General features: G+C 67.7%; 18 protein-coding genes. 13 read left to right on the top strand and 5 right to left on the bottom strand.

Annotation, left to right across the window (positions count from 1 at the left end; genetic code table 11):
- Nucleotides 1–79: 79 nt before the first annotated feature.
- Nucleotides 80–562, top strand: a complete 483-nt coding sequence (locus tag AC3A6J_RS27410; RefSeq protein ID WP_487863169.1) for a hypothetical protein — start codon at nucleotides 80–82, stop codon at nucleotides 560–562.
- A gap of 86 nt (nucleotides 563–648) precedes the next feature.
- On the opposite strand, the gene AC3A6J_RS27405 is transcribed toward AC3A6J_RS27410, so the two are convergent.
- Nucleotides 649–1,986: a tyrosine-type recombinase/integrase gene (locus AC3A6J_RS27405; RefSeq protein ID WP_487863168.1), complete on the bottom strand. Its 1,338-nt coding sequence runs from the start codon at nucleotides 1,984–1,986 to the stop codon at nucleotides 649–651.
- Between AC3A6J_RS27405 and ychF the strand changes: the two genes are divergently transcribed.
- Both ychF and AC3A6J_RS27395 read left to right on the top strand, forming a co-directional pair.
- Nucleotides 1,975–3,066 carry a redox-regulated ATPase YchF gene (ychF, locus tag AC3A6J_RS27400; protein WP_487863167.1) on the top strand — a complete coding sequence of 364 codons (1,092 nt, stop codon included), beginning with the start codon at nucleotides 1,975–1,977 and terminating at the stop codon, nucleotides 3,064–3,066. The genes AC3A6J_RS27405 and ychF overlap by 12 nt on opposite strands.
- A gap of 8 nt (nucleotides 3,067–3,074) precedes the next feature.
- Nucleotides 3,075–3,746 carry a glutathione S-transferase gene (locus AC3A6J_RS27395; protein WP_487863166.1) on the top strand — a complete coding sequence of 224 codons (672 nt, stop codon included), beginning with the start codon at nucleotides 3,075–3,077 and terminating at the stop codon, nucleotides 3,744–3,746.
- A gap of 48 nt (nucleotides 3,747–3,794) precedes the next feature.
- Here the strand turns inward: AC3A6J_RS27395 and AC3A6J_RS27390 are convergent, their stop codons facing one another.
- Nucleotides 3,795–4,265, bottom strand: coding sequence for a YqaA family protein (locus AC3A6J_RS27390; protein ID WP_487863165.1), 471 nt, complete (start codon nucleotides 4,263–4,265; stop codon nucleotides 3,795–3,797).
- A gap of 185 nt (nucleotides 4,266–4,450) precedes the next feature.
- On the opposite strand from AC3A6J_RS27390, the gene dusB reads away from it, so the two are divergent.
- From dusB to purH, 3 genes are read left to right on the top strand one after another with little or no spacing between them, the layout of a single operon-like run.
- Entirely contained in the window at nucleotides 4,451–5,509 is a 1,059-nt protein-coding gene (dusB, locus tag AC3A6J_RS27385; RefSeq protein ID WP_487863164.1) for a tRNA dihydrouridine synthase DusB, read from the top strand.
- Nucleotides 5,510–5,528: 19 nt separating this feature from the next.
- A complete protein-coding gene (locus AC3A6J_RS27380) occupies nucleotides 5,529–5,765 on the top strand; it encodes a Fis family transcriptional regulator (RefSeq protein ID WP_007838304.1) in 237 nt (78 codons plus the stop codon).
- A gap of 14 nt (nucleotides 5,766–5,779) precedes the next feature.
- Nucleotides 5,780–7,387 (top strand): bifunctional phosphoribosylaminoimidazolecarboxamide formyltransferase/IMP cyclohydrolase, encoded by a 1,608-nt coding sequence (gene purH / locus AC3A6J_RS27375; RefSeq protein ID WP_487863163.1) that lies wholly within the window; start codon nucleotides 5,780–5,782, stop codon nucleotides 7,385–7,387.
- A 34-nt stretch (nucleotides 7,388–7,421) separates the two neighbouring features.
- Here the strand turns inward: purH and AC3A6J_RS27370 are convergent, their stop codons facing one another.
- Nucleotides 7,422–8,141 carry a TetR/AcrR family transcriptional regulator gene (locus tag AC3A6J_RS27370; protein ID WP_487863162.1) on the bottom strand — a complete coding sequence of 240 codons (720 nt, stop codon included), beginning with the start codon at nucleotides 8,139–8,141 and terminating at the stop codon, nucleotides 7,422–7,424.
- Between the two features lie 142 nt (nucleotides 8,142–8,283).
- Between AC3A6J_RS27370 and AC3A6J_RS27365 the strand changes: the two genes are divergently transcribed.
- Entirely contained in the window at nucleotides 8,284–8,727 is a 444-nt protein-coding gene (locus AC3A6J_RS27365) for a hypothetical protein (protein WP_487863161.1), read from the top strand.
- Here AC3A6J_RS27365 and hemL read toward each other — a convergent pair.
- Both hemL and thiD read right to left on the bottom strand, forming a co-directional pair.
- Nucleotides 8,714–10,000, bottom strand: coding sequence for a glutamate-1-semialdehyde 2,1-aminomutase (gene hemL / locus AC3A6J_RS27360; protein ID WP_487863160.1), 1,287 nt, complete (start codon nucleotides 9,998–10,000; stop codon nucleotides 8,714–8,716). The genes AC3A6J_RS27365 and hemL overlap by 14 nt on opposite strands.
- A gap of 140 nt (nucleotides 10,001–10,140) precedes the next feature.
- On the bottom strand, nucleotides 10,141–11,106 hold the full coding sequence (thiD, locus tag AC3A6J_RS27355) for a bifunctional hydroxymethylpyrimidine kinase/phosphomethylpyrimidine kinase (protein WP_487863159.1): 966 nt from the start codon (nucleotides 11,104–11,106) through the stop codon (nucleotides 10,141–10,143).
- A 112-nt stretch (nucleotides 11,107–11,218) separates the two neighbouring features.
- Here thiD and AC3A6J_RS27350 point away from each other — a divergent pair, with 112 nt between their 5' ends.
- From AC3A6J_RS27350 to AC3A6J_RS27325, 6 genes are all read left to right on the top strand, one after another.
- Nucleotides 11,219–11,389: a rubredoxin gene (locus tag AC3A6J_RS27350; RefSeq protein WP_007838397.1), complete on the top strand. Its 171-nt coding sequence runs from the start codon at nucleotides 11,219–11,221 to the stop codon at nucleotides 11,387–11,389.
- Nucleotides 11,390–11,467: 78 nt separating this feature from the next.
- Nucleotides 11,468–11,866, top strand: coding sequence for a response regulator (locus AC3A6J_RS27345; RefSeq protein WP_487863158.1), 399 nt, complete (start codon nucleotides 11,468–11,470; stop codon nucleotides 11,864–11,866).
- On the top strand, nucleotides 11,866–12,231 hold the full coding sequence (locus AC3A6J_RS27340; protein WP_487863157.1) for a response regulator: 366 nt from the start codon (nucleotides 11,866–11,868) through the stop codon (nucleotides 12,229–12,231). Before AC3A6J_RS27345 ends, AC3A6J_RS27340 begins: the two co-directional genes overlap by 1 nt.
- A 19-nt stretch (nucleotides 12,232–12,250) precedes the next feature.
- Nucleotides 12,251–12,784 carry a chemotaxis protein CheW gene (locus AC3A6J_RS27335; protein ID WP_487863156.1) on the top strand — a complete coding sequence of 178 codons (534 nt, stop codon included), beginning with the start codon at nucleotides 12,251–12,253 and terminating at the stop codon, nucleotides 12,782–12,784.
- Nucleotides 12,785–12,827: 43 nt separating this feature from the next.
- Nucleotides 12,828–15,158, top strand: a complete 2,331-nt coding sequence (locus AC3A6J_RS27330; protein WP_487863155.1) for a methyl-accepting chemotaxis protein — start codon at nucleotides 12,828–12,830, stop codon at nucleotides 15,156–15,158.
- 62 nt (nucleotides 15,159–15,220) lie between these two features.
- The gene (locus tag AC3A6J_RS27325; protein ID WP_487863154.1) at nucleotides 15,221–21,214 is read left to right on the top strand and encodes a hybrid sensor histidine kinase/response regulator; all 5,994 of its coding nucleotides are present in this window, start codon (nucleotides 15,221–15,223) and stop codon (nucleotides 21,212–21,214) included.
- Nucleotides 21,215–21,221 lie beyond the last annotated feature (7 nt).

The raw sequence follows: 21,221 nt of genomic DNA, 5'->3' as shown, positions 1-21,221 counted from the left end.
TAGTCGTACTCACAGTCCTACTCCTATCTTTAAAGATAAGCGATAGACCGTGTCCTGTCATTCAAGGGGCCAGCTCAAGATGTCCGACGTGAAGGAGCGATTCGTCAGGTTCTGCAATGAACATGTCCTGCACGACGGCCAGATCCACTGCGCAGCGCTGGACCTCTACGCCGCCAGGTGTGCGATGTTGCATTCCTTGGGCTGGGAATCGCGGCTCAGTGAGAAGGGGCACGCCAAGGCCGTCGTCTACGCTTTTGGTCCCGGACGCAGTCGCGCCATTGAGATGCTTGAGCACAAAGCGCCCGGCAGGTTCGTCGATGTGAACGCGGACCAACTCGTGAGCGCCTTGCAGGATGCCTACGAGCGGGTCAGGAGCCAAGCAGCCTCTGATCCAAGGTTGCTAGAGCGCTTGCAGCAGGCCGAGGGCAAACAGCTCGTTGGTATATCCCCTGACTTAGCCAAGCTGATGACGGAGCACCCCTCAGGGTTCCCTGCCGAGCTGCATGCCGATTCGACCCGGAAGACTAGCCTTTACAGCGCTTCGATTGCGTTCAGGATGTAGCCGAAATTGGGTGCTGTCACTCAACGCCGCGTTGGGGCTCGAATGCGAGACCGCCGACCAGAACTCGACATCGACAAAGGGCCTGCTCAGGCGTCTACTGCCGGTGGGGTGTCTGCACGGTGCAGCATGTCGATGAGTCGCTCCTGAATGCGCTCCAGCGGCGCCCGGACGTCCTCAACGTTCAGCGAAACGTAGTGCCGATGCAGGGTGTCACTTTTGGGCGGCGTGTGATTGAGCACCCTGCGCAGCACCGCATCACCTAGCCCCAGACGCTCGCCCACAGTCGCCAGCAGCTTGCGCAGGTCGTGCAACATGAAGGACGGCGACCCCACCCGGGCCGCCATCCGCGACAGGTGATCGGCGGCGACCTCAGCGAACAGTTCGTCGTCCGGCTGCAGGCCTGCGCAGCGTCGCTCCAGAACCTTACGCATGGATGACGTGATGGGCAGGGAGTGGGGCTTGCCGTTCTTCGTGTTAGGGATGCTCAGAGCCCCGCCAACGAGGTCAATCTGAGCGCGACGCAGCCCCCTAGCTTCGCTGAGTCTGAGCCCCGTGTAGAGCGTCAGGAGAAGAAAGTCTCGCTGGGGCTCGCCGAGCTGTTGGACAGCAGCCCACCACGCGGGCAGATCGGCCTCCTGCAGCACCCGAGCGCGGGGCTGCGCACGATCCGGCATCAGACCCATCGCCGCCAGCTTCGCGAACGGGGAGGTGAGATCTAGGTCATGCACCGCGTTCGCGTACTTCACGACCGCGCCAATGACGCCGCGCCCGAACTCCACCAGCGCCGCGCCTCTTGTCTGAGCGAACTGCTGGCAGTGCTCGAAGAACTCGGGTTCCGCGAGATCCGTGACAGATCTATCCAGCCAGTCGGCGAAGTGCGTCCGAAAGAAGGAGCTGTAGCGCTGCGTGCTCGACGCCTTGACGCTCTTGGCCGCGCAATAGGCGGTATGAACCGCTCGGAGGGTCGGCAACACGACAGGCCGAGTTGGTCGTTGGGGCTGCTCACCGCGTCGACACTGACTCAGTACCTCCATGGCCCGTGTGCGCGCTTCCTCGACGGTCATCAGCGGCCAGTAGCCCAGGGTCATACGGAACTGCTTGCCCGCCACGCTGGTGGCCACCCTGAAAGTGCGCTTGCGTGCATTCATGCGGACGCAGAACCCGCTGAGCACCCGGTCGCGAAGGATGCGGCCGTCCGAAATCGTGCTCCGGCGCAACAGGGATTCGCTGATCAATACAATCGGCACTAACTTCTCCCTGGCAAAACGAGGATAAATATCTCGGCTTGCCGCAACACTTTCGCCCGGTGCGAAGTGATCGCCGTCTCGACGCGCAGTGCGCAAATCGGGCACTTCCACGACGCCCACGTTGGGCTCGATGGTGCATAAGGGATTGATTTCAAAGGAACTTTCATGAGTTTGCAATGCGGCATCGTCGGCCTGCCCAACGTCGGTAAATCCACCCTTTTCAATGCGCTGACCAAGGCGGGCATCGCGGCGGAGAACTATCCGTTCTGCACCATCGAGCCGAACGTGGGCGTGGTGGAAGTGCCCGATCCGCGGCTCGCGCAGCTCAGCGAGATCGTCAAGCCCGAACGCGTGGTGCCCGCCATCGTAGAGTTCGTCGACATCGCCGGCCTCGTGGCCGGCGCCAGCACCGGCGAGGGCCTGGGCAACAAGTTTCTCGCCCACATCCGCGAGACCGACGCCACGGTGAACGTGGTGCGCTGCTTCGACGACGAGAACGTGATCCACGTGGCCGGCAAGGTCGATCCGATCTCCGACATCGAAGTGATCCAGACCGAGCTGTGCCTGGCCGACCTGGCCACGGTCGAGAAGGCGCTGCACCGCCACACCAAGGTCGCGCGCTCGGGCGACAAGGATGCGCAAAAGCTCGTCGGCTTGCTCGAACGCTGCCAGGCCGCGCTGAACGAGAACACGCCGGTGCGCGCGCTCGAATTCACCAAGGAAGAAATGCCGCTGGTGAAGAGCTTCACGCTGATCACCGCCAAGCCCGCCATGTTCGTGGGCAACGTGGCGGAAGACGGCTTCGAGAACAACCCGTACCTCGACCGCCTGCGCGAGTACGCGGCGAAGCAGGGTGCGCCGGTGGTTGCCATCTGCGCCAAGATCGAAGCCGAACTCGCCGAGATGGACGACGAGGACAAGACGATGTTCCTGGCCGAGATCGGCCAGGACGAGCCCGGCCTCAACCGCCTGATCCGCGCGGCCTACAAGCTGCTCGGCCTGCAGACCTACTTCACGGCCGGCGTGAAGGAAGTGCGCGCCTGGACCATCCACATCGGCGACACCGGTCCGCAGGCCGCCGGCGTGATCCACGGCGACTTCGAGAAGGGCTACATCCGCGCCCAGACCATCGCCTTCGACGATTACATCGCCTACAAGGGCGAGCAGGGCGCGAAGGACGCGGGGAAGATGCGCTCGGAAGGCAAGGAATACGTCGTCAAGGATGGCGACGTGATGAACTTCCTGTTCAGTTCCTGAAGCCTCGCATGCTCACCGTCCACCACCTCGAAAACTCGCGCTCGCAGCGCGTGCTCTGGCTGCTCGAAGAGCTCGCGCTTCCCTACGAGATCGTCCGCTACCAGCGCGATCCGCAGACCATGCTGGCGCCCGCTTCGCTGCGTGCCGTGCATCCGCTCGGCAAGTCGCCCGTGGTGACGACCGACGACGGCGAGGTGCTCGCCGAGTCGGGCGCGATCCTCGAGACGATGGTCGAACGCCACGGCGGCGGCGCGCTGGTGCCCGCGCCCGGCTCGCCCGAGGCCTTGCGCTATCGCTACTGGATGCACTTCGCGGAAGGCACAGCGATGTCGCCGCTGCTGCTCAAGCTGGTGTTCGACCGGATCGAAGGCAGCAAGATGCCGTTCTTCGTGAAGCCGATCGCGAAGATGATCTCGGCCAAGGCCAAGGCGGCGTTCATTCTTCCGAACATCGAGAGCCATCTCGACTTCATGGAAGCCGAGCTCGGCAAGAGCGAATGGTTTGCCGGCAGCGCGTTCACCGCGGCCGACATCCAGATGAGCTTTCCGGTGGAAGCCGCGCAGGCGCGTGGCGGCCTCGATGCGAAGCGCCCGCGCCTCATGGACTATCTGGCGCGCATCCATGCGCGGCCGGCCTACCAGCGTGCGTTGGCGCGCGGCGGCCCGTTCAAGCTGCGCTGACGAGGCGCGCGCTCACTCACGTTGCGCTCATCGCGCAGCGCTCTTTGCTCATGACGGGAAGATGTAGAGCAGCGCCACCGTCATGCAGACGTAGCGCAGGAATTTCCCGATAGCCATGTAGCCGAGGCAGGGCCAGAACGGCAGCTTGAGCCAGCCTGCCACCGCGCACAGCGGATCACCGACGATCGGCAGCCAGCTCAGCAGGCAGGCCTTGGGGCCGAGCCGCTCGAGCCAGCCCAGCACCCGCACATGGTGTTTCGAATGCGAATATTTGTCCGCCACCTTGTGCGCGCCGTAGCCGAGCCACCAGTCCACGGCGCCGCCCAGCGTGTTGCCGGCGGTGGCCACCAGCACGGCCGGCCAGAACATGTCGGGGTTGAGCTTCAGCAGGCCGAAGAGAACCGGCTCCGACCCCACGGGCAGCAGCGTGGCCGAGACGAACGCCGCGATGAACAGCGTGGAGAGTCCGTATTGCGGCAGCGCGAGAAGCGCGAGGAGAGCGTCGAGCCAGGCTTGCATAAAGTGGAATGAGTCGGCGCAGTATAGGCAGGCGGCCGGCTGCGGCAGGTCGGAGAAAAGGCCGTGCGCAACAGGTGTTTGCACCTGCATCGCATGCGCAAATCGTTTCAGCGGCCGAAATGCCGCGTGGCTACAATCGTGCCTCATTTTTCAGCAGCAGCCGGACGCGCGACGCCTCTTCCCCCATGACCTTGCAGATCGGCAATCACACGCTGGAAAACCGCCTGTTCGTCGCGCCCATGGCCGGCGTGACCGACCGGCCGTTCCGCATGCTGTGCCGCGAACTCGGCGCGGGCTATGCGGTCAGCGAGATGGTCACCTCGCGCAAGGATCTCTGGAATACGCTCAAGACCTCGCGCCGCGCCAACCACGAGGGCGAGCCGGGCCCCATCTCCGTGCAGATCGCGGGCACCGACGCGGCCATGATGGCCGAGGCCGCGGTCTACAACATCGAGCGCGGCGCGCAGATCATCGACATCAACATGGGCTGCCCGGCCAAGAAGGTCTGCAACAAGTGGGCTGGCTCGGCGCTGATGCGCGACGAGCCGCTCGCGCGCGAGATCGTGCAGGCCGTGGTCGATGCGGCGCAGCCCTTCGGCGTGCCGGTGACGCTGAAGATGCGCACCGGCTGGAGCCAGGAGCAGCGCAATGCGGTGAGGCTCGCGCGCGAGTTCGAATCGGCCGGCGTGCAGATGCTCACGGTGCATGGCCGCACGCGCGAGCAGGGCTACAAGGGCCACGCCGAGTACGACACCATCGCCGCGGTGAAGGCGGCCGTGCGCATCCCCGTGGTGGCGAACGGCGACATCCGCTCACCCGAAAAGGCGCGCGACGTGCTCGCGGCCACCGGTGCCGACGCCGTGATGATCGGCCGCGCGGCCCAGGGCCGGCCGTGGATCTTTCGCGAGATCGCGCACTTCCTGGCCACGGGCACGCACCTTGCGCCGCCGCTGGTGGCCGAAGTGCGCCGCCTGCTGCTCGACCACCTCGAGGCGCACTACGCGCTCTATGGCGAATGGAGCGGCGTGCGCAGCGCGCGCAAGCACATCGGCTGGTACGTGCGCATGCTGCCCGACGGCGAGGCCTTCCGAGCGCAGATGAACGGCATCGAGGATGCTCCCGCGCAGTTGCGCGTGGTGGGCGACTATTTCGACGGGTTGGCGGACCGCATGGACCGCATGCCCGAATACGAGGCGGCCGAAGAGCTGCCAGGTGAAGAGGAGGCGGCCTGCGCCACCGATTGAGAGAGAGAAGAAAAAAACCATGAGCAAGAAACACATCGAGGACTGCGTGCGCACCAGTCTGGACAGCTACTTTCGCGATCTGCGCGGCACCGAACCCGACGGCATGTACGAGATGCTCGTGCGCGTGGTCGAGAAACCCTTGCTCGACGTCGTCATGACGCGCGCCGAGGGCAACCAGTCGAAGGCCGCGCAATGGTTGGGCCTGAACCGCAACACCCTCCGCAAGAAGCTCGTCGAGCACAAACTTTTGAAATAACCACGGCATATTCCATGGCCCAGACTGCACTCATCTCCGTTTCCGACAAGACCGGCATCCTCGAATTCGCGCAGGCCCTGCATGCGCTCGGCGTCAAGCTGCTGTCCACCGGCGGCACCGCCAAGCTCCTCGCCGATGCCGGCCTGCCGGTCACCGAGGTGGCCGACCACACCGGCTTTCCGGAGATGCTCGACGGCCGCGTGAAGACGCTGCATCCCAAGATCCACGGCGGCCTGCTCGCGCGGCGCGACCTGCCTGCGCACATGGCGGCGATCGAGCAGCACGGCATCGACACCATCGACCTGCTCGTGGTCAATCTCTATCCGTTCGAAGCCACGGTGGCCAAGGCCGGCTGCACGCTCGAGGACGCGATCGAGAACATCGACATCGGCGGCCCGGCCATGGTGCGCAGCGCGGCCAAGAACTGGAAGGACGTAGGGGTGCTGACCGACGCGTCGCAGTACGCGGTGGCGCTGGCCGAACTCCGGGCGGCGGGCAAGCTCAGCGACAAGACGAAGTTCGGGTTCTCGGTGGCCGCGTTCAACCGCATCGCCGACTACGACGGCGCGATCAGCGACTACCTCTCGGCCATCGACTTCGACGCGAGCATCGGCCAGCCGACGCCCACGCGCTCGCTGTTCCCGGCCCAGAGCAACGGCCGCTTCGTCAAGGTGCAGGACCTACGCTACGGCGAGAACCCGCACCAGCAGGCCGCGTTCTATCGCGACCTGCATCCCGCGCCCGGTTCGCTCGTGTCGGCGAAGCAGCTGCAGGGCAAGGAGCTGAGCTACAACAACATCGCCGATGCCGACGCTGCGTGGGAATGCGTGAAGAGCTTCGACGTGCCGGCCTGCGTTATCGTGAAGCACGCCAACCCCTGCGGCGTGGCCGTGGGCAAGGACGCGGCCGAAGCCTATGCCAAGGCCTTCAAGACCGACCCGACCTCGGCCTTCGGCGGCATCATCGCCTTCAACCGCCCGGTGGACCTCGCGACCGCGCAGGCCGTGAACAAGCAGTTCGTCGAGGTGCTGATGGCGCCGGGCTACACGCCCGAGGCGCTCGAGGTGTTCCAGGCCACCAAGGCCAAGCAGAACGTGCGCGTGCTCGAGATCGCGCTGCCGCCGGGCGGCAAGTCCGACTGGGACAACGGCCGCAACCTCATGGACGTCAAGCGCGTCGGTTCGGGCCTGCTGATCCAGACCGCCGACAACCACGAGCTCGCGGCCAGCGACCTCAAGGTGGTCAGCAAGAAGCAGCCCACGCCCGAGCAATTGCAGGACCTGCTGTTTGCCTGGAAGGTCGCCAAGTACGTGAAGAGCAACGCCATCGTGTTCTGTGCCGACGGCATGACCATGGGCGTCGGCGCGGGCCAGATGAGCCGCCTCGATTCGGCGCGCATCGCCAGCATCAAGGCCGAGCATGCGGGCCTCTCGCTGCAGGGCACGGCGGTGGCGAGCGATGCCTTCTTCCCGTTCCGCGACGGGCTCGACGTGGTGGTCGATGCGGGCGCGAGCTGCGTGATCCAGCCCGGCGGTTCGATGCGCGACCAGGAAGTGATCGACGCCGCCGACGAACGCGGCGTGGTGATGGTGCTTTCGGGCGTGCGCCACTTCAGGCACTGAGCCCTTCCGCCGCCAAGGCGAAGCCGGACGGTCGCTAGCGTTTCGCTGGCGGCCGTTCGGCTTTCTTGCTTGCGGACGGGGCTTCCTTGGCGGGCGCGGCCGCGGCGAGCAGCGACATGAAGAAGTCGAGCGTGCCGGCCATGGTCTTCGCGGTCGATTCGCGCGAGAGGCTCCATTCGGGAAAGTGCCCGTCCACCGCCATGCGCGCCAGTCCGTAGACCAGTGCGCGCGCGGCGATCTGCGCATGGGCTGCGTCCGCGCTGGCGGCGCTGCCGCCGTGCGCGAAGGCCTCGTCGAACAAGGCCTGCATCCGCGTGCGGATCGATTCGTTGTCGCTGCGCAGGCTGACCGAGCTGTCGTAGTCGATCAATGCGCGTTCGCTGATCACGCGGAAGTGCGTGGGATTCTTGCGCGCCCATTCGATGTAGGCATGGCCGATGGCACCGAAGCGCACCAGCGCCGGTGCGCCGGCGGCGGCCTCGAGCGCCTGCTCCACATGCAAGCGCAGCCGCTCGGTCGCCTGCTCGGCCACCGCCGTCAGCAGCGCGGTCTTGGTGGCGAAGTGGCGGAACGGCGCGCCTGGCGAGACACCCGCGCGCTTGGCCGCTTCGCGCACGCTGAGCTTGTCGAGCCCATCGCGCTCGATCAGCTCGACCGCCGCCTGGACCAGCGCTTCGCGCAGGTTGCCGTGGTGGTAGGCGGCGCGCGGCTGTGGCGTGTCGGCGGTAGCGGGGCGTGGGGCGCGGGCAGTCATGCGGGGCGAGTTTGAATCCATTGATGTAATCGGTGATTATTTTGCGCTAGACTGCGACCGCTGCTCATGTATGCGCTGATTACATGAGCGGCGGCGTCTTGCCTTTCTACCTGTCGCTCTGTTTTTTCGATCGGAGTCTTCCATGCGCATCCGTGCCCTCTTGTTCCTTGCCGCCATCACCCTGGCATGCACCGCCCAGGCCGACGATTCCGCCGCCACGCTCCGGATCGTCTGGCCGCCCGAAGGCGCGGTGGTCCCGCTGGGCGCGGATGCCGAGCGGTCGATCGGCGTGGTGGTGCAGAGCAACTTCAAGCTGCTGCCGGCTGGCCGGTGCGGTAGCGATCCGCGCTGCGGCCATGTCCACATGAAGATCGATCCGGAAGGCGACAGCTGCAACCTCCCTGGGCGCCCCTACAACAGCATGAACAGCGATTTCGGCGGCGACCTGGCCAAGGCCCGCTTCGGGCCGTGCCCCTCGCCGACGGGCAGCCACGTGATCGGCGTGCTGCTGGCCGACGACCATCACCGGCCGGTGATGGTGAACGGCAAGCCCGTGACCGGGCTCGTGAAGCTCACGACCCGCTGAAGATCTGCCGCGCGGCCTCGATGGTGGCGGCGATGTCGTCGTCGCTGTGCGCCGCGCTCACGAAGCCCGCTTCGTAGAGCGCCGGCGCGATGTACACGCCGCGGTCGAGCAGGCCGTGGAACAGCGCATTGAACTGCGCGTTGTCGGTGGTCATGACGGTGGCGTAGTTCTGCGGCAGTTCGTTCATGAGGAAGAAGCCGAACATGCCGCCCTCGCTGTCGACGCTGAAGGGCCGGCCGGCGGACGCCGCGGCGGCCTTGAGGCCGTCGACCAGCGCGCGCGTCTTGTTCGAGAGCGCTTCGTAGAAGCCGGGCTTCGCGATCTCCTTCAGCGTGGCGAGGCCGCAGGCCGTGGCGACCGGGTTGCCCGAGAGCGTGCCGGCCTGGTAGACCGGCCCGAGCGGCGCGAGCTGCTCCATGATGGCGCGCGGTCCGCCGAAGGCCGCGAGCGGCATGCCGCCGCCGATCACCTTGCCGAGCACCGTGAGGTCGGGCGTGATGCCCAGCACGCCTTGCGCACCGTGCAGGCCGACGCGAAAGCCGGTCATCACCTCGTCGAAGATCAGCAGCGCGCCGTGCTGCGTGCACAGCTCGCGGCAGCGGCGGGCGAACGCGGGCGTGGCGCGCACGAAGTTCATGTTGCCGGCGATCGCCTCGATCATCAGGCAGGCGATGTCGTTGCCATGCAGCGAGAAGGCCTCCTCGAGCTGGGCGATGTTGTTGTACTCGAGCACCAGCGTGTGCTGCGTGACCTCGGGTGGCACGCCGGCCGAGGTCGGATGCCCGAAGGTCGCGAGGCCGGAGCCGGCCTTCACCAGCAGCGCGTCGGCATGGCCGTGGTAGCAGCCTTCGAACTTGATGATGTGCTTGCGGCCGGTGGCGCCGCGCGCCAGCCGCAGCGCGCTCATCGCGGCCTCGGTGCCCGAGCTCACGAGCCGCACCATCTCCATCGACGGCACCAGCGCGAGGATGGCCTCGGCGAGTTCGATCTCGCGCTCGGTCGGGGCTCCGTACGAGAAGCCTTCGAGCACGGCCTTCTGCACGGCTTCGACCACCGCGGGGTGGCCGTGGCCCAGGATCATCGGGCCCCAGGAGCCGATGTAGTCGATGTAGCGCTTGTCGTTGGCGTCCCAGAAATAGGCGCCCTCGGCGCGGCGGATGAAGCGCGGCGTGCCGCCCACCGCCTTGAAGGCGCGCACGGGCGAGTTGACCCCGCCGGGGATGACGGCGCGGGCGCGGTCGAAAAGGATGTTGTTTTGGTCAGCGTGGGACATCGGGTGGAGAAAGCAGGCGTTCAAAAACGCGGGACGATGCGGGGAACACCGCGGAACCGGCTTTGCCGGGCCGCTGGTGTTGCCCCCTTGAGGGGGAGTCGAGCTACACGAAGTGAGCGAGGGACGGGGGTGGGTTCATTTCAGTGGCGGGTGTCGTGGGGAGGCAAGGCAAAGTCGGGCGGTACGTCGCCGGGGCCGTCGTCGTCCTCGTCGTCTTCGGGCTCGGCCCAGAACAGCCGGTCGGGCAGCACATGGCCCATGCCAGGGCGGAAGCCCGCGTCAAGGCAGCGGTCCATGTAGGCCAGCGCTTCGGTGGTGGCCGCGACCAGGTCGGTGCCGCTCGCGAGCAGCGCGGCCAGCGCGGCCGACAGCGTGTCGCCGGCACCGGAGAACACCGCTTCGAGTCGTTCGTACTTTTCGCTAGTGAGCACTGACTGTGGCGACGCGAGCACATTGTCGATGAACTGGTCGGGCAGCATGATGCCGGTGACCAGCGTGTACGACACGCCGAACTCGCCCGCGGCCTTGGCGATGTCGCGCGCGCTTGGTGGCCGCTCGCCGCTCCAGTCGGGCAGCAGCCAGCGCCAGAGCGTGCTGTGGTTGCCCACCAGCACCGTGGCCTGGGGCAGCAGCAGCTCTCGGAAGGCATCGAGATAGCCCTCGATCAGGTCCTCGTCCCACCAGGAGAGGTTGGGCATGTACGCCACCACCGGCACCTCGGGGTAGTCGGAGGCGGTCTCGGCGATGGTGCTCAGCGCGTCGGGCGTGCCGACGAAGCCCACCTTGATGAGCTGCACCTCGACATCCTCGAGGATGGCGCGCGCCTGCTCGGCGATGGCTTCTTCTTCGAACGGAAAGTGGTCGAAGATCTCGGCCGTGTCGCGCGCGTAGGCGCCGGTGACCACCGGCAGCACATGCGCGCCGACCGAGGCCATGGCCAGCGCATCGGCCCCCAGACCGCCGGCCCCGCTCGGGTCGCTGGCGTTGAAGACCAGCACGCAGGGCGGGTTCAGATCGCTTTCGGCGATCTCGTCGGGCCCCTCCGAGGGGTCGTTAAGATCGCCCGGATGGCGAGCGTCATCTGCTGGATGTAAGTGAATGGTCATACGCCGGACGGGGATCTCCTGGATGGTGGCATAAGCGCGACGTTTACAGTCCGCCAGTGAGATACGCATAGATACACTCGTTGCATTTAATGAACAAGGACTTTAAGCTCCGATGAATACGAAAACTTGGATGTGCCTGATTTGTGGGTGGATCTATGACGAAGCGGTTGGTGTACCGGAAGATGGCATCGCGGCAGGCACGGCCTGGGCCGACGTGCCGATGAACTGGACATGTCCTGAGTGCGGTGCACGCAAGGAAGACTTCGAAATGGTTGAAATCTAGAGCATGGCATAGGCTACGCGGTCTGCGCCGATGTACGGCGCGGCGGGCATCCAAGTCTCATCAGCAGGAGCGTGTGCAATGGGGCCGAATGGATCAGGTTACAAGGTGCTCGTCATCGACGACAGCAATACGATCCGGCGCAGTGCCGAAATATTTCTGAAGCAGGGCGGTCATGAGGTTCTTCTCGCGGAAGACGGTTTCGATGCCCTCTCCAAGGTCAACGACCACAAGCCGCACCTGATTTTCTGCGACATCCTGATGCCGCGCCTCGACGGCTATCAGACCTGCGCCATCATCAAGCGCAACGCCCGTTTCTCGAACGTCCCTGTCGTCATGCTGTCCTCGAAGGACGGCGTCTTCGACAAGGCGCGCGGCCGCATGGTCGGTTCGCAGGACTACCTGACCAAACCCTTCACCAAGGACCAGCTGCTGCAGGCCGTGCAGCAGTTCGGCCATGTTCCACAGGAAGTGCAGTGATGCCCATTCGAAAAATCCTCGTCGTCGACGACTCCAAGACGGAGCTGGTGTTCCTCTCCGACCTGCTCCACAAGAACGGTTTTGCCGTCAAGACCGCCGAAAACGCCGAAGACGCGATGCGCCGTATCGAGGAAGACCAGCCCGACCTGATCCTCATGGACGTCGTGATGCCCGGCCAGAACGGTTTCCAGCTCACGCGCGCCATCGCCCGCAACCCGCAGTACGCCGCGATCCCGATCATTCTTTGCACCAGCAAGAACCAGGAGACCGACCGCGTCTGGGGCATGCGCCAGGGCGCGCGCGACTACATCGTCAAGCCGGTCAACGCGACCGAGCTGATGTCCAAGATCAGCGCGCTGGCCTGAGCGGGAACCTGCAGAGGCCATGGCGAACCGCGACGCGCTCCGCGCCTTCCAGTCTCGGCTGGCGAGCCGCCTGCAGGCTGCCCGCACCACCGGCATCGCGGCCACGTGGCTCGCGGTCGAGGCTGGCGAGGGCAAGTACCTGTTTCCGCTCGGCCATGCCGGCGAGATCTTCCCGTGGACGCCGCCGCAGCCGGTGCCCTACACGGCGCCCTGGTTCCTGGGCGTCGCGAACTTGCGCGGCGGCCTGTACGGCGTGGTGCACCTCTCGGCCTTCGCCGCTGGCGCGCCGAGCGCGGCGACCGCGAGCGAGGCGGTGCGCATGCAGTCGCGGTTCGTTGCCCTGAACGAGCTGCTCGAAGTCAACTGCGCCCTGCTGGTCGACCGCCTGGCGGGACTGCGCGGCGTCGACGCCTTTTCGGCCGCGGAACCCCCGGCCGACGACGCACCCGCGTGGCTCGGGCATCTGTACACCGACGCGGCAGGCGAGCGCTGGCAGGAGATCAACCTGCAGGCGTTGTCGCAGCAACCCCAGTTTTTGAGTATCGGCGCCTAGTGCCCAGGCACGCGCCCCGCAGACAACCACCGAAGGACCGACCGTGAGCTCGATCGCCGACAAGTTCAAGAAATTACTGCCCGCGACCAGCGGCAACGACAAGGCCCGCGTCGACGGCTCCGGTTCCACCTTGTCGCTCGACGACGCCGACACGGTGCAGGGGATGGACGAGAAAACCGTCCGCCTCGACCGCAGCGGCGGCAGCGCCGGTGCGGCGGCGATCGCGGCGCCCACCGGCTTCGGCGATGGCCCGGCACGGATCGGCAACGAGGCCGCCAACGAGGCCGATGCCGCGTCGGACGAGGCGGCCGAGGCGCTGGCGGCGGGCCGCAAGGATTCGAGCCCGGCGCGCCAGCAGCGGATCCTCGCGATCATGCTCGCGCTCGTGGTGCTGCTGCTGTTGCTGGTGGCCGGCTCTGCCATTCTTCGCGCCGAGCGCCTTGCGCAGCAGGTGGCGGCCACCGGCCAGTCGCTGATGCAGTCGCAGCGCCTCGCCAAGTCGATCTCGCAGGCCCTCGTGGGCAGCGGCCCCGCCTTCGTCGAAGTGAAGGATGCCGCCGACGACCTCACGCGCCGCGTGCAGGGTCTGACCAGCGGCGACGACGCGCTGCGCCTGGAGCGCGTGGGCAACCAGTACGACGAAGACATGGCCAGGATCACCCCGCTGGTGACGCGTGCCGATGCCAGCGCGAAGGTCGTGCTCGGCCAGCGGCAGATCCTGACGCAGGTGGGCGCTGCCTTGCGCGACATCAACCAGCAGTCGTCCGCGCTGCTCGAAATGACCGAGACGGTGGCCTCGCTCAAGATGCAGCAGAACGCCACGCTGCCCGAGATCGCCGCGGCCGGCCAGCTCGTCATGCTGACCCAGCGCATCGGCAAATCGACCAACGAGTTCTTCACGGTCGAGGGCGTGAACCCCGACGCCGTGTTCCTGCTCGGCAAGGACCTGAACACCTTCCAGGAAACCGCGCGTGGCCTGCTCGAAGGCAATGCGCAGCAGCGCTTCCCCGGTTCGCGCGATCCGCAGACCCGCGAGCAGCTCGAAGTCATCCTCAAGACCTACGAGCAGATGCGCACGCAGGCCTCGGCCATTCTCGGCAACCTGCAAGGCCTGGTGGCCGCGCGCGAAGCGCAGGCCAGCATCCTGACCGACAGCGAACCGCTTCGCAAGGCGCTCGGCGAGCTGCAGGACAAGCTCTCCGCCCGCACCGGCCTCGGCGCCGGCACCATCGTGATGCTGTTCGTGCTCTCGCTGGCCGCCCTGGCGCTTGCCGGCGCCATCGGCTACGTGCAGGTGCGCGAGGGCCGCGAACGCGCCGCCGTCGCCGATCGCGAGCGTCTCGCGGCCGAGCAGGCCAGCGAAGAGGCCGGCCGCGTCAACAACGCCAACCAGGCCGCCATTCTTCGGCTCATGAACGAACTGCAGACGGTGGCCGAGGGCGACCTGACGCAGGAAGCCACCGTGACCGAGGACATCACGGGCGCCATCGCCGACTCGGTGAACTACACGGTGGAAGAACTGCGCCTGCTGGTGGGCAACGTGCAGAACACGGCCACGCGCGTGGCACAGACCACGTCGCAGGTGGAAAGCACCTCGACCGAACTGCTGGCGGCGTCGACCGAGCAGCTGCGCGAGATCCGCGAAACCGGCCAGTCGGTGCTCGTCATGGCCGAGCGAATCAACGGCGTGTCGTCGCAGGCGCAGGAATCGGCCCTGGTTGCGCGCCAGTCGCTGCAGGCCGCTTCGTCGGGCCTGCAGGCGGTGCAGAACGCCATCGGCGGCATGAACGCCATCCGCGACCAGATCCAGGAAACCTCCAAGCGGATCAAGCGGCTCGGCGAATCGTCGCAGGAGATCGGCGAAATCACCGAGCTGATCTCGGACATTACCGAGCAGACCAACGTGCTGGCGCTGAACGCCGCCATCCAGGCCGCATCGGCCGGTGAAGCGGGCCGGGGCTTCTCGGTGGTGGCCGAGGAAGTGCAGCGGCTGGCCGAACGCTCGGCCGACGCGACGCGCCAGATCTCGGCGCTCGTGAAGGCCATTCAGACCGACACGCAGGACGCCGTGGGCGCCATGGAGCGCTCCACGCAGGGTGTGGTCGAAGGGGCCAAGCTGTCCGACAACGCGGGCACCGCGCTGTCCGAGATCGACCGCGTGTCGCGCCGCCTGGCCGACCTCATCGAGCAGATCTCGCAGTCGGCGTCGCGCGAGGCCGATTCGGCCAACGTCGTGGCGGCCAACATCCAGCACATCTTCGCGGTGACCGAGCAAACCGGGGAAGGCACCCGCACCACGGCCCAGCAGGTGCGCGAGCTCTCGCAGATGGCGGAAGAACTGCGCCGATCGGTCGCCCGTTTCAAGATCGCCTGATGAAGCTCGCCGCGCGGCGCCCACTGGAAAACTGACAGATCAAAGAACGGCGAGCACCCAACGTGTCGACTCCAACCCCTGCCACGGCCCCCCTCGCCGGCAACATGCCGGCCAACGAAGACCTCGGGCCGCTGGCCTGGGTCCTGGGCGAGGTCCAGAAATCCATCGACAACGTCGGCAAGTCGCTGCGGCGCTTCGTGCGTGACACGGGCAGCGCTGCCGAACATGAAAGCGGCCCGCTGCAGATGGCCCGCCAGCAGCTGCACCAGTCGGTCGGTGCGCTGCAGATGGTGGGCAATCCGGCCCCGGCGCTGGTGCTCGGCGCCGTCGAATTCGCGGTGCAGGGCTTCATCGCCGAACCGCAGCGCTGCACCGACAGCGCCGTCCAGAAGATCGAGCGCGCCGGCTTTGCCGTCATCGATTTCCTGCAGGCGGTGCTGGCCGGCAAGCCGGTCTCGACCATCGGCCTGTTCCCGCAATACCGCGACGTGCTCGAACTGGTGGGCAACGAGCGCGTGCATCCGGCCGATCTCTGGAGCGTGGCGTGGCGCTGGGTCGAGGTGCGTCCCGCGCTGACCCAGGCCGCGCTGGCGGCCGATCCCGGCGTTCGCTCGCGGCTCGACCGCGAGGTGCTGCAGCTCGTGAAGACCGGCGATCCGCAGGCCGCCCGTCACCTGCATGCGCTGTGCCTCGGCCTCGGGCGCGGCGCGCTGCTGCCGCGCGTCGCGAGCTTCTGGACCCTGGCCGCGGGCTTCTTCGAGGGGCTGGCGCTGGCGCTGATTCCTGCCGACACCTACGTCAAGCGCGCCGCCTCGCGCGTGCTGCTGCAATACGCCACGCTCGCGCGCGGCGACAGCGCCGTGTCCGACCGCCTCGGCCAGGACCTGCTGTTCTTCTGTGCCCAGGCCGTGCCCACTGCCCAGCAGGAAGCCGCCACGCTGCGCACCGTGCGCGCCGCCTGGGGCGTGGCCGGCGAGCCGTACATCGACTATGCGGTCGAGCAGTTCGGCCGTTTCGATCCGCTGGTGCTCGCGCAGGCGCGCAAGCGCATCGAGACCGCCAAGGAAATGTGGTCGGCGCTTTCGGGCGGTGACATCACGCGCACGCGCCAGGTGGCCGACACCTTTGCGCAACTCGGCGAGTCGCTGCAGAAGCTGCATCCGCCGAGCCTGCCGATGGTCGAGGCGCTGACGCATGCGGTCGACGCCTCGGTGCGCTCTGGCCAGCCGCCCGACACCGAGCTCGCGATGGAGGTCGCCACCTCGGTGCTCTACCTCGAGGCCGCGCTCGAAGACCTCGACCCCAGCGATCCGCAGCTCACCGCGCGCACGCTGCAGCTCGCGGGGCGCATCGAGCGCGTGCGCGAAGGCGGCCATTCGGAGCCGCTCGAGCCCTGGATGGAGGACCTGTACCGCCGCGTCAGCGACCGCCAGACCATGGGCACCGTGGTCGACGAGCTGCGCAGCCACATGGGCGAACTCGAGAAGTCGCTCGACCAGTACTTCCGCCGCCCGACCGAGAAGGCGCTGCTGCGCACCGTGCCGAGCCAGCTGCTGCAGATGCGCGGCGTGTTCTCGGTGCTCGGCCTCGAGCAGGCCGCGGAGACCGTGCAGCGCATGCGCGACGACGTCGAGCAGATGCTGGTCGGCAGTGCCTCGCCGGTCGAGGAAATGCAGAGCTTCGACGCGCTCGGCAACAACCTGGGCGCGCTCGGCTTCCTGATCGACATGCTCGGCTACCAGCCGGCGCTTGCGAAGCGGTTGTTCGTGTTCGACGCCGAAGTCGGCGAACTCAAGCCCTTGATGGGCCGCCATGGCGACCATGCGGCGGCCGAAGCGCCCGCGCCCGGCCTGGCCGTGGGCGCCGACCCGGTGCTGAGCATCGAGGAGGTCGATGCCCAGATCGCCTCGAAGCTCGCGGCGCTCGCCGCGCCCGGCCGCAAGGCCAAGGCATCGCCGATCGAGGAATTCAGCCGCAAGGCCGACAGCTGGACCCAGAAGATCGCCGGCCCTGGCGCGCTGCCCGACACCGAGGTCACCGAACTCGAAGAAGACGACCTGCAGAACATCTTTCTCGAGGAAGCGCGCGAGGTGGTGCAGAACGGCCTGGCTGCGATCGACGAGCTCGGCAGCCATCCGGACGATACCGAGGAACTCACGATCCTGCGGCGCGCGTTCCACACGCTCAAGGGCAGCTCGCGCATGGTCGGCCTGACCGATTTCGGCGACGCCGCCTGGTCGTTCGAGCAGGTGCTCAACACCTGGCTCGCCGACCAGCGCGCCGCCACGCCCGAGCTGCTGTCGGGCACCCGCAAGGCGCTCGAGGAATTCAGCCAGTGGGTCGAGGCCATCGCCTCGGGCACGCCGCACGGCTGGCAGGCCGGACACTTCAGCCGCGTGGCGAATGCCCTGCTTGCAGGTGAAGCGGTGCCGGCGGCGCCGACCTGGGCCACCGGTGCCGATGCGCTCGCGGTCGCGGCCCGGCAGATCGCGGCCGAGCCGCCGGCGCTTGCACCCGCGCCCGCACCCGCACCCGCAGTGGCACCGCTTGCGATGCCGCAGCTTCCGGACCTGCCCGACCTGACACTGTCGCGGGAACTGCCGCGCGACGCCGCTTTCGAGTTTCCGGCCGAAGTGCCGCAGCCGTTCGATCGGTCGGAGCGCGACGACGATTTCGCCTCGACCGACTTCCTCGACTTCGACGCCAAGCCCGAATCCGGCATCGAAACCTTCGAAACCCTGACCGACGAGGATTTCGACATCTCGATGCCCGCGAAGCCGCAGCAGCAGCCCGAGGCGCTTGCGCCGGCCGCGCCGGAGGTACCGCCCCTCGAGGCGCTGCCCGATCTCGAGTGGGCGATCGAAGCGCCGCCCGAGGAAGAACCCGTCGCCGCCGCGGCCCTGCTGCTGCAGCCCGAGGAGGCATCTGCCCCGCCCGCCGTGGACGAAGCACCTGCCGCGGCCGAAGCGCCGCTGCCCGCCATCGAAGCGGCTGCGGAGCCTGTCGCAGAACCCGAGCCCGAGCCCGAAGCCGCCGAAACCCCGGCGCAGGTCGAGCCCGAGCCGCCTGTCGAACCAGCCGGCACCACCAGCGCGGAAGACCAGGTCAAGGTCATCGGTCCGCTGCGCATCGGCATCGCGCTCTACAACGTCTACCTGAACGAAGCCGACGAGTGGTCGCGCCAGCTCGCCACCGACGTCGGCGAATGGGCGCTCGAAACGCACGAGCGCCTGCCCGACTCGACCATCGCCCTCGCGCATTCGCTCGCCGGCAGTTCGGCCACGGTCGGCTTCCACAGCCTGTCGGGCATGGCCCGGCTGTTCGAGGCCGCGCTGCAGCATCTGCAGATGCAGGGCAGCGGCACGCGCGAGCAGGGCGTGGTGCTGGTGGCCGCCGCCGACGAGCTTCGCCGCCTGCTGCACCAGTTTGCCGCCGGCTTGCTGCGCGAGCCGTCCGAAGGCACGCTCCAGGCGCTGCGCGACATCGCCGCCGCGCCCATGCCTGCCGAGGCCGCCTTCCGCATGGAACCGCGCCCGGTCCCGATGCCGGCACCGGGGGGCATCGCCGACGTGGCGCTGGACGATTCCGAAGACGCCCTCGACGTGAGCGACGCGGTCGACGTCGACCTGTTCCCGATCTTCGAGGAAGAGGCGGCGGAACTGCTGCCACAGCTCGCCCAGGCACTGCGCCAATGGGCGCACCATCCCGACGACAGCGCGCCGCGCGCCTCGGTGCTGCGCACGCTGCACACGCTCAAGGGCAGCGCCCGGCTGGCCGGCGCGATGCGCCTCGGCGAGCGGGCGCATCGCATGGAGTCAGAGATCGAGTTGCTCGGCACCCAGGGGGCGGCCGACCGCGGCGAGATCGAGAAGCTGCTTGCACGCCTCGATGCGCTGCAGGCCACCTTCGACGCACTGCGCGCCGCCGACGATGCCACCCAGGCCGAAGTGGCCGAGCGCATGACCTCGGCCTCTGCCACATCGCCCGGCGTCCAGCTGGTGCAGGTGGCCGCCGAATCGGCCGCTGCCGCCGGCGATCAAGACACCCCGGCCGCCGCGAACGACGAGGACGAAGCCGGCGCCGCATCCGAGGACCCGACCGCGGCCGTGCCCGCCGCCGCTGCGCTGCTGCCGCGTTCCGCGCCCGCGCTGCTCATGCCGCTGCGCCCGGCCTCGGGCCAGGCGGTGCGCATCCGCACCCAGCTGCTCGACCGCCTCGTGGCGCAGACCGGCGAGGTCATCATCACGCGCTCGCGCCTCGAGGCCGAGCTCGGCCAGCTGCGCGCCTCGCTCGCCGACCTCACGGGCAACCTCGACCGCCTGCGCCAGCAGCTGCGCGACATCGAGGTGCAGGCCGAAAGCCAGATGCAGTCGCGCCTCGCGCAGGCCAAGGATTCGCAGCAGAGCTTCGATCCGCTCGAGTTCGACCGCTTCACGCGGGTGCAGGAGCTCACGCGCATGATGGCCGAGTCGGTCAACGACGTGGCCACGGTCCAGCGCACGCTGCAGAAGACGGTGCAGGCCACCGAAGACGACCTCAGCGTGCAGGCGCGCCAGACGCGCGAACTGCAGCGCGGCCTGCTGCGCACGCGCATGGTGGAGTTCGAGGGAATTTCCGAGCGCCTCTACCGCGTGGTGCGCCAGGCCTCGAAGGACACCGGCAAGCAGGTGCGCCTCGACATCGTCGGCGGCTCCATCGAAATGGACCGTGGCGTGCTCGACCGCATGACGCCGGCCTTCGAGCACCTGCTGCGCAACTGCGTGGCGCACGGCATCGAAACGGCCGACGCGCGCGCACAGGCCGGCAAGGAGCCGAGCGGACTGATCGCGATCGAGCTGCACCACGAAGGCAACGACGTGTCGGTGAGCTTCCGCGACGACGGCGCCGGCCTCGACCACGGCCGCATTGCCGAACGTGCCCGCACGCTCGGCCTGCTCGCGCCTGGCCAGGAACTGTCGCCCGACGAAGCCACCGAGCTGATCTTCAAGCCCGGCTTCTCCACCGCGGGGCAGGTCTCGGAACTGGCCGGCCGCGGCATCGGCATGGACGTGGTGCGCGCGCAGATCGCCGCGCTCGGCGGCCGCATCGAGACGCACAGCACCCCGGGGCAGGGCACCACCTTCAAGTTGGTGCTGCCGCTCACCACCGCCGTCACCCACGTGGTGATGCTGCGCGCAGGCGAGGTGTCGATCGGCGTGCCGTCGAACCTGGTGGAGCTGGTGCAGCGCGTGGGCGCTGCCGATCTCGAGGCTGCGTACCGGCAGGACAGCCACCGTTTCGGCAGCGAACAGGTGCCCTTCTATTGGGCGGGCGCGCTGCTGCAGGCCTCGGCGCGCAGCGAGCAGTTCGCGGGCAAGAACAACACCGTGGTGATCGTGCGCAGCGCGGCACAGCGCGTGGCGCTGCACGTCGACGAAGTGCTGGGCAACCAGGAAGTGGTGGTCAAGAACCTCGGCCCGCAGCTGGCACGCCTGCCGGGACTCGCGGGCATCTCGGTGCTCGCCTCGGGTGCGGTGGCTCTGATCTACAACCCGGTGGCGCTTGCGGCCGTGCACGGCGAGCAGGCGCGCAGGCGCCAGGCCGCGGCGCTGGCCGCGCCTGCGCAGGCGGCCGATACGGCCGGCGAAAACGGCGCGTCGGATACACCGCTCGCCCCGCCGGTGGCGCAGATCCCGCTGGTGCTGGTGGTCGACGACTCCATCACCGTGCGCCGCGTCACGCAGCGCCTTCTGCAGCGCGAAGGCTACCGTGTGTCGCTCGCGGCCGATGGCCTGCAGGCGCTCGAGCGGCTGCAGCAGGAGCGCCCGGCCGTGGTGCTGTCGGACATCGAGATGCCGCGCATGGACGGTTTCGACCTGGCGCGCAACATCCGCGCCGACAGCGCGATGGCCGGCTTGCCGATCATCATGATCACCTCGCGCATCGCCGAGAAGCACCGCGACTATGCGCGCACGCTCGGTGTGAACCACTACCTCGGCAAGCCCTATTCCGAAGACGAGCTGCTGCGTTTGGTGCGCGCCTACACGAGCGAGCCCGCGGCCCTGGCGGCGACCTGAGCGCGGG

It is taken from the genome of Variovorax sp. Soil_C_39 (assembly GCF_057656815.1).
This window is presented reverse-complemented; position numbering and strand designations above follow the sequence as displayed.

Excerpts from the sequence above, each read along its gene's own strand:
- AC3A6J_RS27410 (WP_487863169.1), top strand. The coding sequence starts at position 80 with ATGTCCGACGTGAAGGAGCGATTCGTCAGGTTCTGCAATGAACATGTC.
- ychF (WP_487863167.1), top strand. The coding sequence starts at position 1,975 with ATGAGTTTGCAATGCGGCATCGTCGGCCTGCCCAACGTCGGTAAATCC.
- AC3A6J_RS27395 (WP_487863166.1), top strand. The coding sequence starts at position 3,075 with ATGCTCACCGTCCACCACCTCGAAAACTCGCGCTCGCAGCGCGTGCTC.
- AC3A6J_RS27390 (WP_487863165.1), bottom strand. The coding sequence starts at position 4,265 with ATGCAAGCCTGGCTCGACGCTCTCCTCGCGCTTCTCGCGCTGCCGCAA.
- dusB (WP_487863164.1), top strand. The coding sequence starts at position 4,451 with ATGACCTTGCAGATCGGCAATCACACGCTGGAAAACCGCCTGTTCGTC.
- AC3A6J_RS27380 (WP_007838304.1), top strand. The coding sequence starts at position 5,529 with ATGAGCAAGAAACACATCGAGGACTGCGTGCGCACCAGTCTGGACAGC.
- purH (WP_487863163.1), top strand. The coding sequence starts at position 5,780 with ATGGCCCAGACTGCACTCATCTCCGTTTCCGACAAGACCGGCATCCTC.
- AC3A6J_RS27370 (WP_487863162.1), bottom strand. The coding sequence starts at position 8,141 with ATGACTGCCCGCGCCCCACGCCCCGCTACCGCCGACACGCCACAGCCG.
- AC3A6J_RS27365 (WP_487863161.1), top strand. The coding sequence starts at position 8,284 with ATGCGCATCCGTGCCCTCTTGTTCCTTGCCGCCATCACCCTGGCATGC.
- hemL (WP_487863160.1), bottom strand. The coding sequence starts at position 10,000 with ATGTCCCACGCTGACCAAAACAACATCCTTTTCGACCGCGCCCGCGCC.
- thiD (WP_487863159.1), bottom strand. The coding sequence starts at position 11,106 with ATGACCATTCACTTACATCCAGCAGATGACGCTCGCCATCCGGGCGAT.
- AC3A6J_RS27350 (WP_007838397.1), top strand. The coding sequence starts at position 11,219 with ATGAATACGAAAACTTGGATGTGCCTGATTTGTGGGTGGATCTATGAC.
- AC3A6J_RS27345 (WP_487863158.1), top strand. The coding sequence starts at position 11,468 with ATGGGGCCGAATGGATCAGGTTACAAGGTGCTCGTCATCGACGACAGC.
- AC3A6J_RS27340 (WP_487863157.1), top strand. The coding sequence starts at position 11,866 with ATGCCCATTCGAAAAATCCTCGTCGTCGACGACTCCAAGACGGAGCTG.
- AC3A6J_RS27335 (WP_487863156.1), top strand. The coding sequence starts at position 12,251 with ATGGCGAACCGCGACGCGCTCCGCGCCTTCCAGTCTCGGCTGGCGAGC.